The sequence below is a fragment of the Streptomyces hirsutus genome, assembly GCF_001418415.1.
Taxonomy (GTDB): Bacteria; Actinomycetota; Actinomycetes; order Streptomycetales; family Streptomycetaceae; genus Streptomyces; species Streptomyces hirsutus.
This window is the reverse complement of record NZ_LIQT01000369.1, coordinates 1-13,742: the sequence shown is the minus strand read 5'-3', so window position 1 is coordinate 13,742 and position 13,742 is coordinate 1. Positions and strand designations below refer to the sequence as shown.

The following is a 13,742-nucleotide window of genomic DNA, read 5'->3' as shown; positions in this document are numbered from 1 at the left end:
ATGCGGGCCCGGAGCGCACACGGCGTGTGAACGCCGCGGGCCCGGCACCCTTTGCGGTTCAGGGGTGCCGGGCCCATGCGCATGGCCGGAATGCGACGTTCGGTGAACGTGACGGACCGTCAGCTCACTGTCGCGGATGGCCGCCTCAGCCGTAGTTGTAGAAGCCCGAGCCGCTCTTGCGGCCCAGACGGCCCGCGTCCACCATCCGCTGCAGCAGCGGCGGCGCGGCGTACAGCGGCTCCTTGTACTCCTCGTACATCGAGTACGCGACCGAGGCCACCGTGTCCAGGCCGATCAGGTCGGACAGCTTCAGCGGGCCCATCGGGTGGGCGCAGCCCATCTCCATGCCGTTGTCGATGTCCTCGCGGCTGGCGATGCCCGACTCGAACATCCGGATCGCGGAGAGCAGGTACGGGATCAGCAGCGCGTTCACCACGAACCCGGAACGGTCCTGGGCGTGGATCGCGTGCTTGCCCAGCACCTTCTCGGCGAAGAGCTGCGCCCGGCTGATCGTGCCCTCGGAGGTGGTGAGGGCCGGGATCAGCTCGACCAGCTTCTGCACGGGGGCCGGGTTGAAGAAGTGGATGCCGATGACGTGGTCCGGCCGCGAGGTGGCGACCGCCAGCTTCACCAGCGGGATGGAGGAGGTGTTCGAGGCCAGGATCGCGTCCGGCCGGGTCACCACCTGGTCGAGCACCTGGAAGATCTCCGTCTTGACCTGCTCGTTCTCGACGACGGCCTCGATCACCAGGTCGCGGTCCGCGAACTCGCCCAGGTCCGTGGTGAAGCTCAGCCGGGCCTGGGTGGCCTCCAGCTCCTCCGCCGTGATCTTGCCGCGCTCCGCTGCCTTCGTCAGGGAGTTGAACAGCCGGGTGCGGCCGATCTCCAGGGCCTCACCGGTGGTCTCGGCGACCCGCACGTCCAGTCCGGCGCGGGCGCACACCTCGGCGATCCCCGCGCCCATCTGGCCGCAGCCCACCACTCCGACGCGTTCGATGTCGGTCACATCGTCCCTTTCGCTTCCTGGGCGCGGCTCGGGTCCTTCTGGCCTGCGCTGTCTACGACTCCTGGCAGGGGCACCGGGTTCCGGCCGCCTGCTCCGTTCGTGCACGTTACCCGGAAGTATCGATGATCGATCGCGGGGGGCGGGCATCCTGAGGTCCGGAGCGGTCCGCGGCCGGGCGGATCGCGGCTTTTGCGACGGGTGCGAAATGGGACGAGTGTCACGCAGGGCGTTCGCGGTGGCGGCGCTGTCGGCGGTGACGATGATGTCGGCCGCGTCGGCCGCCCCGGGACGGCCGTTGTCCGGGCCGTCGGGTGCGACGGGGGGCCGGGGCGCGGCCGCCGGTGAGATGCGGGGCGTGTGGCTGGCGACCGTCGCCAACCGGGACTGGCCGTCCCGCCCGGGGCTGAGCGCCGCCGAGCAGCGGGCCGAGCTGATCGCCCACCTCGACGCGGCCGTCCGCAACCGGCTCAACACCGTGATCCTCCAGGTGCGGCCCACGGCCGACGCCCTGTGGCCGTCCCCGTACGAACCCTGGTCCGCCTGCCTCACCGGCACCCAGGGCGTGGACCCCGGCTGGGACCCGCTCGGCACCGCCGTCACCGAGGCCCACGCCCGCGGCCTGGAACTGCACGCCTGGTTCAACCCGTACCGGGTCGCCGCGCACACCGACCCCACCCGGCTCGCCGCCACGCACCCGGCCCGCGAGAACCCCGGCTGGGTGGTCCCGTACGGCGGGAAGCTCTACTACAACCCCGGCCTGCCCGAGGTCCGCGCCTTCGTCGAGGACGCGATGCTCGACGCGGTGCGCCGCTATCCCGTCGACGCGGTCCACTTCGACGACTACTTCTACCCGTACCCCGTGGCGGGACATACCTTCGACGACGACACCGCCTACGGCACGCACGGCGGAGCCTTCCCCGACCGGGCGGCCTGGCGGCGGGACAACATCGACCGGCTGGTGCGCGAGACGGCGGCCCGGATCAAGGAGATCCGACCCGGCACCCGCTTCGGCATCAGCCCCTTCGGGGTCTGGCGCAACGCGACGGCCGATCCCCTCGGCTCGGACACCCGGGCGGGCGTGCAGACCTATGACGACCTGCACGCGGACACCCGCCGGTGGGCACGGGAGAACTGGATCGACTACATCTGTCCGCAGCTATATTGGTTGGCGCAACCGCTTGACCAGCAGGTTCCGGCAAATTATTCAGTCCTCGTGCCGTGGTGGTCAGAGGTCGCCCGTGGCACTGATGTACAGCTCTACATCGGCGAAGCCCTCTACAAGGCGGGCGACCCGGCGCAGCCTGCGGCCTGGCAGGATCCGGCCGAACTTTCCCGACACCTCACGCTGGCCGCGAAGTATCCGGAGGTGAAGGGGCACATCTTCTTCGCTGCCAAGGAGGTCGGGGCGGACCGGATCGGCGCGATGGCTCGCGTGGTTGCCGATCACTACTAGCGGCAAGCGAGGGTGCCGCGATGACGGACGGCAGCGGTACGGGAGTCGATGGTTCCTATGCCCTGCTGGCCGAGTTCCTTGATCAGCACAGCCAGCGGGAGCAGACCCACATACGTGGGACGTTGTTCAGGGCTGAGGCAGTTTTCCGGCAGCAACGTGCAGAACCGAGGGAAGTCACTCCGCTGCCCCGGAGAAAGTCCGGGGCAGCTTCCGTCAAGGTTGCTGTGAGAAGGCAAGTGCCAAAGTCGTCCTGAGGCTCTTTCAGGACACGAGAGGGCTGAATTTCCCTTACTCCAGCTGTAGATCGTGATCTCGCGTGGTGTCGCTGGGTGCTTCGGTTGGCGAGGGCTGGTGCCCAAACTCAGCTCGGTTGGGGTTGAGATCGGCGCGCCGCCTGGCAGGCGCTACTCGTTCCCGCCGTGCCCGGGTGGCCAGCCGATGACGCCTTTCGCTTGGACATCGCGCAGGGTCGCTCCCTCGAACCGGGCCCCGGTGACGTCGGTCAGCCCGAGCGGGGGCCTACCGGTGTTCACGCTTCCAAGTCTGGCGCCGGTCAGATCGGTGTCGCGCAGATCCGCACCCCGTAGATCGCATCCGGCCAGGCTGACCTCGCGCAGTGAGGCCCCGCGCAGGTCTGCGCCACTGAGGTCGCAGAACTTGAACCAGCACCCGTCCAGGGTGGCGTGGCGTAGATCTGCCCCGATGAACGAACAGCGGGTGAACCGCAGACGCGACGTGCGAGTGGAAGCAAGGTTCTGGCCGGTGAAGTCCTCACGGTTCACGGCCGCATGGCGGTGCAGCGCGGCAAGTCGTTGTCTCGCGGTCGGCGACGTGGTCATGTGCGCCAGGGTGTCAGCCGGGTCGGTGGCCGGCGCCCAAATTTCCGACGGTGCGCCGCCCGCCGGCCGATCACACAGGTCCAGGCTGGACCGGGAACGGACGCGACCACCGGTGATCATCGGTGTGTGAAGACAGAAGATCAGACGGTGGCCACAGGTCACAGCATGGATTCCGTCCGTTGGCGGGAGGCGTTCGAGGGGGCCATGGGACTTATCGCGGGCCGGATCGCCCGGGCCGAACCCCGGCGGCGGGCCAAGCGGTTGGTGGCGGGCCCGCCGGCGGACCCGCCACACAAGAACTGCTGGATGATCGCCGAGCGGGCCGGGGATGCGAATCCGCACGGCGTGCGGCATTTGCTGTGCCAGCCGCTTGGGGTGCCGATGCCGTCCGCACGAGGTGCGCGAGTACGTCGTCAAGCACCTGCACGACGAGGTCGCGGTGCTGGTCGTGGAACGAGACCGGCGATGTGAAGAAGGGCACCCACACCGTCGGGGTCCAGCGCCAGTACACCGGCACCGCCGGCAGGATCGAGAACTCTCCCTGGTCGCCATCTACCGCGTCTACGTCCGCGGCCACGCGGCGGTGGACCGGGCGCTATACGTCCCGCGCTCATGGACCTGCGACCCGGACCGCTGCCGGGCCGCCGGGCTCGGCGAGGACACTGTCTTCGCGACCCAGTCGGAACTGGCCCGGGTGATGATCGAACGGTTCCTGGACGCCGGACACCATGCGCTTCCGCCTCTACCACCTGCCTGCCCGCCTTGCCGACCACGCCCGCCGCCGCTTTCTGCGGATCGAGCGGACCTGGCCCTGAGCGAAGGCGTTCACCACTTGCTGGCAGCGTCTGACCGCCCTGCCCGCCGTTACCCGACGAACCAGACCACCAGCTCTGACGAGGCAAGGGGAGGAGCAGGCCCGCACGACCTCCGGGTGCCGTGGGAACCCTGGCGCAGCCGCAGCGACACGCGGAGGCCCGCCCGCGAGCACGCGGAACAAACGGGGCGAACCGGTAGCCCGCGCAGGCAATCACGGTCACTGACGAATCGAGGTCAAACTCGAAGCACGCAACGCCTTCGGCTTCCGGAACCGAGAAAACCAACGCCTTCGCTCATACTGCGCAACCACCCGCCGGAGCCGACGGGACGCACACCCCCACTAAATTCGAAGACCCCCATTGGTGGGCCGTTGAGCGGGGTGAAAGAGTGGGGGTTCACGTGTATCGAGTAGGTGAGAGCGGAAACTCGTCCGTGTCAAGAATTCCTGACGCAAAGAAATTACGACCCCCTTGTAGAGGTCGGGGTTTATTGTCTCCTCAGGGGCTGGTCTTAAAAGCGTCCTCTCGGATTGCCAGCCGCTCTCGCACGTCCTCGGGAATCAGTAGGTCTGCCTCAACCTCGTTGGAATCGTTGTATCCCACCTCAAATGTGATACCGGCACGGATGAGATCCCGAGACATGGCCTCCATGCCTCCGTCCTCCCATAGTTGTTGGTATGTGCGACCGCCGTAAGTGAGTACCCATCTGTCTTTGGTGCTCTCCGGATCGATGTCGTCCATCTGGTTGAGCAGGGACTGAAGGGTTTCCTCTGCGGTCTCTTTGGCGAATCCCCCTCGGTCGAACCGGCCCCCCGGGGCGAGGCCTTCCATGTAGTACTTAATGGATGTTTCCAGCTGGCGGAGCTGGTCCCTCTTTTCCGCACCGCGGGCGTACTCCCTGTACTCAACGGGGTGATGCCCGAGCTCCTCAAGTACGGCCTCTACGAGAGCTGCGTACAGCTCTTCGGGGTTTGTTCCCTTGCCCCCGCATGCGCGGCAACGAAGGTACTTGTACCGAACTCCGCGACTGGTGGACGTTCGTACGGTGTAATTGCCCTTGCAGTCGCGGCAGACGATGACGCCAAGGAACTTGGTTGCCCCTGGAGTCCACGGGTTTTCATTGGTTCTGCTGGCCCGATCCAAGGCGCTCTGCAGCTCGTCGAACTCGTTCCGGGTCAGGATGGGTTGCGCCACCTTGATTGGATTTCCCTTGGTGTCGAGAACTTCCTTTGAGCGACTCCGTCCAGACCTTCCGGCGACTTCAACGCGTAGTCCCTTGATTGCCGGGTTGCGGAGCTGGATCAGGAGCGTGGTTGATGTCCACTTCCCTCCGTTGGCGCCCGGGATGCCCGCACGGTTGAGGATCTTGGCCATCTTCGATGCGGAGACGCCACGGAGTGCCGCCCCGTAGGCCCACCGCAAGACCCTGTGGCCAAGAGGGGCAATCACGAGGCGGATCTTTCCGCTCTTGTCCTTCTCCGTCGTATATCCGTACGAGGGTCGACCGATAATCCAGGCGTCTTGCTTCTTGGCGTGCTGCCACAAGGAGGCAACCCGGATTCCGGTGTTCGCGGCCTCGATCTCCGCCATGCCAGCAATGAGGGAGGCGATTGTCCTGCCCATCGCGCTGGAGAGGTCGATGGGGTCGTGGAGGGACTTTAGATTCTTCCCGTATTCCTGGCACCAGTTGATGATTACTTGTAGGTCCAGGATGCGGCGGACGAATCGGTCCAGCTTCCAGAACATCAGAACGTCGAACTCCGGGGACCGATCGTTGAGCCAGCCCCCCAGCTCCTTGCGCTTCCAGGGCGGAACCTTGGTAGCCGAGACGTTCAGGTCCCTGGCGACTCCCACAACCCTGACCCTGTCGTCGTTCGCCTTGCGCCAGAGGTCTAATTCCTGGCGTACGGGAGACGTTGTGTCGTCGGTCAGGATGGACAGGCGGACTGAGAGCAGGGCACGCGGAGAGTCCTCCGGGAGTTGCTCGTTCACGGACTTGAGGTGCGCAAGCTCAGTCAGCTCGCCCTCTGTCCACGGGTGCTGAAGGCTCACTGTTGCGGTCGTCATACGCCAAGCCTAGTGGCGTTGTCACGCTGGCTACACCTGTTCAGTGCTACTGGAACATCGGCTTCGCCGCCGCCGACTACGCGAGGCTGCTGCCCTGGTGGTCCGCGGTCGTGGAGGGCTCCGGGACACAGCTGTACGTGGGCGAGGCGCTCTACAAGGCGGGTGACCCGGCGCAGCCCGCCGCCTGGCAGGACCCGGCCGAGCTGTCCCGGCACCTCACGCTCGCGACGTCGTACCCGCGGGCGCGCGGGCACGTCTTCTTCGCCGCCCGGGAGGCGGCCGCCGACCCGGCCGGCGCGATGGCCCGGGTGGTCGCCGACCACTACGGTGAGCCGGCGCCACCCCCGGCCTGACGGGTTCAGAAGGTTGTTTTCCGGCCTAGTGGTCCCTGTGCCGGATCTCGGAATCGGGGCCGGGTGAGCACACGGCCTCGTGCCCGTCCTCGAAGCGGACGCGGTAGGGCGGATCGCCCTTCCGGCCCATCACCTCGACGATCTCGGCGACCTTGTCGTGCTGGCCGACCACCCTGCCGTGCTGGACAAGCTGGTCGCCCACAGTTGCGCGCATCGGGGTCTCCTCACCACGTGCGGGAGCAGCGGTCCGTAGCTCCGAGTCTACGGCGGAGCGCGCCGCCCGGCAGGGCGCGCGGTCGGCGCCCCCGGAGCTCTGCACGTGGCGCGGGCGACGGGACCGGTTCCTCAGCCGCGTGCCCGCTGGGTGACGGCGATGCACACCAGGACCGCCGCCGCCGTCAGCGGTGCCGCCGCGGTCGGACGCTCGCCCAGGAGAAGCACCGACCACACCAGGGTGAGCAGCGGCTGGGCGAGCTGGAGCTGGCTGGCCCGGGGGATGCCGATCGCCGCCATGCCCCGGTACCAGACGACCAGTCCCAGGAACTGGGACCCCGCCGCCACCCACAGCACTCCGGCCACGCCGTGCGCGGTCAGCCGCACCGGCTCGACGGCCAGCGCGAGGGCGGCGGCCGGTACGGCGAGCGGCAGGCACAGCACCAGCGCCCAGCCGATCACCTGCCAGCCCGGCATCACCCGGGCCAGCCTGCCGCCCTCCGTGTATCCGGCCGCGCACACCACCAGCGCCGCGAAGAGGTACAGATCGGCCGTGGTCAGCGCGCCGCCGCTCTGCCGCACCGTGAAGACCGCCACCGCGGCGGCACCCGCGAGGGCCGCCGCCCAGAAGGTCCGTGAAGGGCGGGAGCCGACGCGCAGGGCGGAGAACAGCGCGGTGGTGAGCGGGAGCAGGCCGACCACGACGGCCGCGTGCGCGGTGGTCGACGTCCGCAGGGCCAGCGTGGTCAGCAGCGGGAACCCGAGGACGACTCCGGCGGCGACCACCGCGAGTCCCGGCCAGTGCCGGCGGGCGGGCAGCCGCACACCGCGCCACCGCGCCGGACTCTTCCGGGAACGCACGGGGACACCTGCCGCTCCCGCCTCCGGGGTCCCCGCCCGCATCCCCACCGCGAGCAGGCAGCCGCCCGCGATCAGACCCGCCAGCACGCAGCGCACGGCCACCAGGGACCAGGGGCCGAACCCCTCCAGTCCCCAGGCGGTGGCCGGGAAGGTGAGCGAGAAGGCGACCACGCCGAGGGAGGCCTGCAGGGTGCCCAAGCCGGCGGAATCCCGGCGGGCGGGGTCACGACGGGCGGGGACCGCTATCGGGTTCGCGGTAGTAGCGCTACTCTCTGCTCTCATGCATGAGCGTAGCAGCGTGGCCGAACTGGCGGATCGGCTGCGGCGGGAGCTGGACCGCTACTCGCCGGGTGGAAAGCTCCCGTCGAGCCGGGCGCTCGTGGAGCGGTTCCGGGTGAGCCCCGTGACCGTCTCGCGGGCGCTGGCCCAGCTCGCCGCGGAGGGGCTGGTGGTGACCCGGCCCGGAGCCGGCGCGTTCCGTGCCGACCGGCCCGCCTCCCCGGCCCCCACGGCCGGCGACACCTCCTGGCAGGAAGTGTCGCTCAGCGCCGAGGGCGCCGCCGATCTCGTTCCGCGCTCGGTCGACGCCTCCGGCGTCCTGGTCTCGCTCGCCGCCCCGGCGCCCGGCGTGATCGAGTTCAACGGCGGCTATCTGCACCCCTCGCTGCAGCCGGAGCGCGCGATGGCGGCGGCACTGTCCCGGGCCGGACGCCGGCCGGGAGCCTGGGGGAGACCGCCCGTGGAAGGACTGGTGGAGCTGCGCGAGTGGTTCGCGCGCAGCGTCGGAGGCGCGGTCACCGCGGCGGGGGTGCTGATCACCGCGGGCGGCCAGTCCGCGCTGACCACCGCTCTGCGCGCGCTCGCCCCGCCCGGCGCCCCCGTGCTCGTGGAATCGCCCACCTACCCCGGCATGCTGGCCATCGCCCGCGCCGCCGGACTGCGTCCGGTGCCCGTGCCGGTGGACGCGGACGGAGTACGGCCGGAGCTGCTCGCGGACGCCTTCCGAGCCACCGGCGCCCGGGTCTTCGTCTGCCAGCCCCTGTTCCAGAACCCCACCGGCGCCGTCCTCGCCCCCGAACGGCGCGGCGAGGTGCTGCGCATCGCACGCGAGGCGGACGCGTTCGTCGTCGAGGACGACTTCGTCCGGCGCCTGGTCCACGAGGACGCGGGCCCCCTGCCCCGCCCGCTGGCCGCCGACGACCCCGACGGCGTCGTCGTCCACGTCTGCTCGCTCACCAAGGCGACCTCGCCGAGTTTCCGGGTGAGCGCCCTCGTCGCGCACGGCCCGGTGCTGGAGCGGCTGCGCGCCATCCAGATCGTCGACACCTTCTTCGTCCCCCGGCCCCTCCAGGAGGCCGCACTGGAACTCGTCGGCTCGCCCGCCTGGCCGCGTCACCTGCGGACGGTCTCCGCCGAGCTGAGAGCCCGCCGCGACACGATGACCGCCGCGCTCCGGCTCCGGCTGCCCGAACTGGCCCTGCCGCACATCCCGGCCGGCGGCTACCACCTCTGGCTGCGCCTGCCCGACGGCACCGGGGGCACCTCCCGGGCTTTCGGCCCCGGGGGAGAGTCCGCCCTGACCGCGGCGGCCCTGCGGGCCGGCGTCGCCGTCACCCCCGGCCGCCCCTACTTCAGCGCCGAGCCCCCGGCCGCCCACCTGCGGCTGAGCTTCGCGGCGGTCGCGGGCACCGGCGAGATCACGGAGGGCGTACGGCGACTGCGTACCGCCTGGGACGAGGTGCTGGGGCGGACGGGGTGAAAGGGTGGCGTTTCATGCCGGTTCGTCCGGCAGGTCCCGACTGCTGTCCGACGACCTGATGCACTCCGGGTAACACCATGGCCATACCCCTTGATTTGTGCACTTCAGGGACTGACCATCGCGGCATGGCACTTCGGGTCACGTTCGTTGCCGCGGCGGGCAGCCTCTCGCGGCTGACCGAGCGTTTCGAGGACGACCGGCCACTGGATCACGCCGGATGGAGTGACGTGCAGCGGGTGGCCCGCGAGCTGCTCCCGCTCGCCGCCGCCGATCTGCGCTACTGCTCACCGAACCCGCGCAGCCGTGCCACCGGTGACGGACTCGGCTACGCCCCGCTGGTCCAGCTCGCCCTGCGGGACTGCGGCATGGGCCGCTGGCGCGGGCTGACCCTGGGCGAGGCAATGGCCCGGGAGCCGGAGGCCGTGGACGCCTGGCTCGCCGACCCGCGCGCGACCCCGCACGGCGGGGAGTCGCTCCTCGGCTTCATCACCCGCGTCGGTAACTGGCTCGACACCCGGCCGTCGGAGGACGACTGCCGGGTCGTCGCGGTCGCCGAACCGTCCGTGATCCGCGCCGCACTGGTGTACGCGCTGAAGGCGCCGCCCGCGACCTACTGGAACATCGACGTCCGCTCGCTGTCACGGGTGAGCGTCAGCGGACGGGCCGGCCGCTGGAGCCTGCGCATCGAAGGGGTCTCCGCCCGGGCGACGCGGATATAGCGGCTACGACGGATGCGGCCGTACGCCGCCTCCGTGGAGGCGGCCGTCAGTCCGCGCGGACATAGCCGGTGTCGAGCTCCAGGTCCTTGGCCGGGCCGCGCACCCGCCAGACCGTCCGCCAGTGGTCCTCGTCGCGGACGGTGAACTCGCCCCGGTAGAGGTCCGCGGAGCAGGGATGGTCGGCGACGTACCGGCCCGCCGAGAGGTCCAGGTGGTGGAACGGACGGCCGTCCGCGAACCGCACGTCCACCGTGCCGCCGGGGCCGGGCAGGAAGCGCAGGGTGCGTTCGGCGGGCCGGGGGACGCCCCGCCAGGTGAAGGTGCCGGACTCCTGGTGCAGCAGGCCGCCGCCCTCCAGCGGACCGAAAAGCGTGATGCCCTCGAACCGCCCCAGGTCGCCACTGCCGAGGTCCCGCACGGACCGGGTCACCCGCCAGCTCCCCCTCAGATGGGCCAGTGCGTCCGGTACCGGCCAGAACTCGCCCATCCCGCCCCGCTCCCGTCGTCTCCGGCGCGCACGCACCATTGACGTGCTCCCGCCTCCTCCCTATCTTGCCGTTCGAAGTGCTGACCAGTGCTCGATATATCGAACAAGCCGAGAGTGCCACGTCAGGCGAAACTCCCCCCACTCCCACGAGAGCCGCGGAGTATCCATGTCACGCACCGCCCGCACCCGTCCACGCAACCGCACCCGCCTCAGAACGGGCCTCACCGCCACCGCGTTACTGACCGCCGCCGCCCTGCTGCCGGCCCCCGCACACGCCGAGGACGTCACCGACTACACGATCACCGTCGACCCGCACGCCGAGGGAGCCGCGATCGGCGACACGATGTACGGCGTCTTCTTCGAGGACATCAACCGGGCCGCCGACGGCGGGCTGTACGCCGAGCTCGTGCAGAACCGGTCCTTCGAGTACTCCACCGCCGACAACGGCTCCTACACGCCCCTGACCTCCTGGACTGCCGGCGGCACGGCCGAGGTGCGGAACGACTCCGGCCGGCTCAATGAACGCAACCGCGCCTACCTGTCCCTGGCAGCGGGTTCGTCCGTCACCAACGCGGGCTACAACACCGGCATCCGGGTGGAGCAGGGCAAGCGGTACGACTTCTCGGTCTGGGCCCGGGCCGAGAGCGGCAGCACCCTCACCGTCACGCTCAAGGACGCCGCCGGCAGCCTCGCGAACGTCCGCCGGGCGGCCGTCAGGGGCGACTGGGCCCGGTACGAGGCCACCTTCACCGCCGCCCGCACCAGCAACCGCGGCCGCCTCTCCGTCGCCTCCTCCGGCGCCGCGGCCCTCGACATGGTGTCCCTGTTCCCGCGCGACACCTACAAAGGGCAGCCGAACGGCCTGCGCAAGGACCTCGCCGAGAAGATCGCCGCCCTGAAACCCGGCTTCGTCCGCTTCCCCGGCGGCTGCCTGGTCAACACCGGCTCCATGGAGGGCTACAGCGAGGACTCCGGCTGGCAGCGCAAGCGCGCCTACCAGTGGAAGGACACCGTCGGGCCGGTGGAGGAGCGCGCCACCAACGCCAACTTCTGGGGCTACAACCAGAGTTACGGCCTCGGCTACTACGAGTACTTCCGCTTCGCCGAGGACGTCGGCGCGATGCCGCTCCCCGTCGTGCCCGCCCTGGTCACCGGATGCGGCCAGAACAGGGCCACCGACGACGAGGAACTGCTGGAGCGCCACATCCAGGACACCCTCGACCTGATCGAGTTCGCCAACGGCCCGGCGAACTCGACCTGGGGCAAGGTGCGCGCGGAGATGGGCCATCGCAAGCCCTTCGGGCTCACCCATCTCGGGGTCGGCAACGAGGAGAACCTGCCCAGGGAGTTCTTCGCCCGCTTCGAGCGGTTCCGCGCGGCGATCGAGGCCGAGTACCCGGACATCACCGTCGTCTCCAACTCCGGCCCGGACGACACCGGTACGACCTTCGACACCCTCTGGCAGCTCAACCGCGACGGCGACGTCGACATGGTCGACGAGCACTACTACAACAGCCCGCAGTGGTTCCTGCAGAACAACGACCGCTACGACTCCTACGACCGCAGCGGCCCGAAGGTCTTCCTGGGCGAGTACGCCTCGCAGGGCAACGCCTGGAAGAACGGCCTGGCCGAGGCCGCGTTCATGACCGGCCTGGAACGCAACGCGGACATCGTGGAACTCGCCTCGTACGCACCGCTGCTGGCCAACGAGGACTACGTCCAGTGGTCGCCCGACATGATCTGGTTCAACAACCACGCCTCCTGGGGGTCGGCCAACTACGAGGTCCAGAAGCTGTTCATGACCAACACCGGTGACCGCGTGGTCCCGTCGGAAGCGAGCGGCACCCCGGACGTCAGCGGTCCCCTCAGCGGCGCGGTCGGCCTGTCGACCTGGGCCACCAGCGCCGCGTACGACGACGTGCGGGTGACCGCCGCCGACGGCGCGCCCCTGCTCGGCGACGACTTCTCCGGGGACGCCTCGCAGTGGACGCACAGCGGCGGCGGCAGCTGGAGCGTCCAGGACGGGCAGTACGTCCAGACCGACGAGGCCGCCGAGAACACCCTGGTCACGGCGGGCGACCCGGCCTGGCAGGACTACGACCTGCAGGTGAGGGCGACCAAGAAGTCCGGCAAGGAAGGCTTCCTCGTCGCCTTCGGTGTCAAGGACACCGGAAACTACTACTGGTGGAACCTGGGCGGCTGGAACAACACCCGGTCCGCGGTCGAACAGGCCGTGGACGGCGGCAAGTCGACGCTGATCTCCCAGGCCGGATCAATCGAGACGGGCCGCGCCTACGACATCGACGTCAAGGTGCGCGGCCGCCAGGTCACCCTCTCCCTCGACGGACAGGAGTGGGGCAGCTTCACCGACGACAAGCCGGCCGAGCCGTTCCGCCAGGTCGTCACCGAGGACGACCGCACCGGTGACCTGATCGTCAAGGTCGTCAACGCCCAGCCGGCCGAGGCCCGTACGGCCATCGACCTCGGCGGCGCGAGGACCGCCTCCACCGCCCGGGTGACCACCCTGGCCGCCGAGGCGGACGCGATGAACACCGAGACGGACACGCCGGTGACCCCGGTGGCGTCCACGCTCCGGGGCGTGTCCGGCAGATTCACGTACACGTTCCCGGAGAACTCGGTGACGTTCCTGAGGATCAAGCGGCGGTAGTGGTCCGGGTGCGGGCCGCCGTCCCCAGGACAGCGAGCGGCCCGCACCCGGCGCTGAGCGGAGAACCGCCCGCGGTGCCTCAGGGACGCAGCAGCAGGGTGACGCCGGCCACCACGGCGCCGAGCACGACCGCGGCGATGCCGTACTCGAGGCGGTGCGAGCGCAGCCGGGGCAGCAGCCGGTCCACGGCGATCCGGCCCGGACCGGTCAGGGCGAGCGCCACCGCGGCCAGGGTGAGGACGAGCTCGTACTCCACGCCCTCCGGGGCGAAGAAGCCGCCGCCCCACTTCACGGCGATCGCGTTGACCATCGTGCCGGCGACGGCCGCCGCGGCGAGCGGGGTGAGCAGGCCGAACGCGAGGCCGAGTCCGCCGAGGGTCTCAGTGAGCCCGGCCACGACGGCGAACGCCTCGGGCGAGGGGTAGCCGAGGGACGCGAAGAACATCCCGGTGCCCTCGACCCCGCCCCCGCCGAACCAGCCGAACAGCTTCTGCGCGCCGTG

The 13,742-nt window shown here is 70.0% G+C and carries 13 protein-coding genes and 1 pseudogene; 7 read left to right on the top strand and 7 right to left on the bottom strand.

The features are described 5' to 3' along the window. Window positions 1-145 precede the first annotated feature (145 nt). Window positions 146-1,006, bottom strand: coding sequence for a 3-hydroxybutyryl-CoA dehydrogenase (locus AOK11_RS26265; protein WP_055596198.1), 861 nt, complete (start codon window positions 1,004-1,006; stop codon window positions 146-148). 205 nt (window positions 1,007-1,211) lie between these two features. Between AOK11_RS26265 and AOK11_RS26260 the strand changes: the two genes are divergently transcribed. Then, window positions 1,212-2,459, top strand: a complete 1,248-nt coding sequence (locus tag AOK11_RS26260; protein ID WP_055596197.1) for a glycoside hydrolase family 10-like protein — start codon at window positions 1,212-1,214, stop codon at window positions 2,457-2,459. A 404-nt stretch (window positions 2,460-2,863) separates the two neighbouring features. On the opposite strand, the gene AOK11_RS26255 is transcribed toward AOK11_RS26260, so the two are convergent. Next, a complete protein-coding gene (locus AOK11_RS26255) occupies window positions 2,864-3,298 on the bottom strand; it encodes a pentapeptide repeat-containing protein (protein ID WP_055596196.1) in 435 nt (144 codons plus the stop codon). Window positions 3,299-3,420: 122 nt separating this feature from the next. On the opposite strand from AOK11_RS26255, the gene AOK11_RS40610 reads away from it, so the two are divergent. After that, entirely contained in the window at window positions 3,421-3,996 is a 576-nt protein-coding gene (locus AOK11_RS40610; RefSeq protein ID WP_420903015.1) for a transposase, read from the top strand. Then, on the top strand, window positions 3,882-4,526 hold the full coding sequence (locus tag AOK11_RS46845) for a hypothetical protein (RefSeq protein ID WP_420903014.1): 645 nt from the start codon (window positions 3,882-3,884) through the stop codon (window positions 4,524-4,526). The genes AOK11_RS40610 and AOK11_RS46845 overlap by 115 nt, the downstream gene beginning before the upstream one ends. Window positions 4,527-4,611: 85 nt before the next feature. Here the strand turns inward: AOK11_RS46845 and AOK11_RS26250 are convergent, their stop codons facing one another. Next, complete coding sequence (locus AOK11_RS26250; RefSeq protein ID WP_055596195.1) at window positions 4,612-6,180, bottom strand: recombinase family protein; 1,569 nt, start codon at window positions 6,178-6,180, stop codon at window positions 4,612-4,614. Window positions 6,181-6,221: 41 nt separating this feature from the next. On the opposite strand from AOK11_RS26250, the pseudogene AOK11_RS26245 reads away from it, so the two are divergent. Next, window positions 6,222-6,533 (top strand): annotated as a pseudogene (locus AOK11_RS26245) (hypothetical protein); the annotation flags it as partial. Window positions 6,534-6,558: 25 nt separating this feature from the next. On the opposite strand, the gene AOK11_RS26240 reads toward AOK11_RS26245, so the two are convergent. Both AOK11_RS26240 and AOK11_RS26235 read right to left on the bottom strand, forming a co-directional pair. Continuing rightward, window positions 6,559-6,747 carry a DUF1918 domain-containing protein gene (locus AOK11_RS26240; RefSeq protein WP_055596193.1) on the bottom strand — a complete coding sequence of 63 codons (189 nt, stop codon included), beginning with the start codon at window positions 6,745-6,747 and terminating at the stop codon, window positions 6,559-6,561. A 131-nt stretch (window positions 6,748-6,878) separates the two neighbouring features. Next, entirely contained in the window at window positions 6,879-7,889 is a 1,011-nt protein-coding gene (locus tag AOK11_RS26235; RefSeq protein WP_055596192.1) for a DMT family transporter, read from the bottom strand. Between AOK11_RS26235 and AOK11_RS26230 the strand changes: the two genes are divergently transcribed. Together AOK11_RS26230 and AOK11_RS26225 are read left to right on the top strand one after the other, a co-directional pair. After that, a complete protein-coding gene (locus AOK11_RS26230; protein ID WP_055596191.1) occupies window positions 7,888-9,366 on the top strand; it encodes an aminotransferase-like domain-containing protein in 1,479 nt (492 codons plus the stop codon). The two genes, AOK11_RS26235 and AOK11_RS26230, sit on opposite strands and share 2 nt — an antisense overlap. Before the next feature lie 125 nt (window positions 9,367-9,491). Beyond that, on the top strand, window positions 9,492-10,085 hold the full coding sequence (locus AOK11_RS26225; RefSeq protein ID WP_055596190.1) for a histidine phosphatase family protein: 594 nt from the start codon (window positions 9,492-9,494) through the stop codon (window positions 10,083-10,085). A 46-nt stretch (window positions 10,086-10,131) separates the two neighbouring features. On the opposite strand, the gene AOK11_RS26220 is transcribed toward AOK11_RS26225, so the two are convergent. Further along, on the bottom strand, window positions 10,132-10,572 hold the full coding sequence (locus AOK11_RS26220) for a DUF6314 family protein (RefSeq protein WP_055596189.1): 441 nt from the start codon (window positions 10,570-10,572) through the stop codon (window positions 10,132-10,134). Window positions 10,573-10,738: 166 nt separating this feature from the next. Here AOK11_RS26220 and AOK11_RS26215 point away from each other — a divergent pair, with 166 nt between their 5' ends. Then, a complete protein-coding gene (locus AOK11_RS26215; RefSeq protein WP_055596188.1) occupies window positions 10,739-13,240 on the top strand; it encodes an alpha-L-arabinofuranosidase C-terminal domain-containing protein in 2,502 nt (833 codons plus the stop codon). 79 nt (window positions 13,241-13,319) lie between these two features. Here AOK11_RS26215 and AOK11_RS26210 read toward each other — a convergent pair. Then, window positions 13,320-13,742 (bottom strand): DoxX family protein (locus AOK11_RS26210; protein ID WP_055596187.1); only part of this gene is annotated, 423 nt, incomplete at its 5' end.

Excerpts from the sequence above, each read along its gene's own strand:
- AOK11_RS26250 (WP_055596195.1), bottom strand. The coding sequence starts at position 6,180 with ATGACGACCGCAACAGTGAGCCTTCAGCACCCGTGGACAGAGGGCGAG.
- AOK11_RS26260 (WP_055596197.1), top strand. The coding sequence starts at position 1,212 with ATGGGACGAGTGTCACGCAGGGCGTTCGCGGTGGCGGCGCTGTCGGCG.
- AOK11_RS26255 (WP_055596196.1), bottom strand. The coding sequence starts at position 3,298 with ATGACCACGTCGCCGACCGCGAGACAACGACTTGCCGCGCTGCACCGC.
- AOK11_RS26215 (WP_055596188.1), top strand. The coding sequence starts at position 10,739 with ATGTCACGCACCGCCCGCACCCGTCCACGCAACCGCACCCGCCTCAGA.
- AOK11_RS26225 (WP_055596190.1), top strand. The coding sequence starts at position 9,492 with ATGGCACTTCGGGTCACGTTCGTTGCCGCGGCGGGCAGCCTCTCGCGG.
- AOK11_RS26230 (WP_055596191.1), top strand. The coding sequence starts at position 7,888 with ATGCATGAGCGTAGCAGCGTGGCCGAACTGGCGGATCGGCTGCGGCGG.
- AOK11_RS26235 (WP_055596192.1), bottom strand. The coding sequence starts at position 7,889 with ATGAGAGCAGAGAGTAGCGCTACTACCGCGAACCCGATAGCGGTCCCC.
- AOK11_RS26240 (WP_055596193.1), bottom strand. The coding sequence starts at position 6,747 with ATGCGCGCAACTGTGGGCGACCAGCTTGTCCAGCACGGCAGGGTGGTC.
- AOK11_RS26220 (WP_055596189.1), bottom strand. The coding sequence starts at position 10,572 with ATGGGCGAGTTCTGGCCGGTACCGGACGCACTGGCCCATCTGAGGGGG.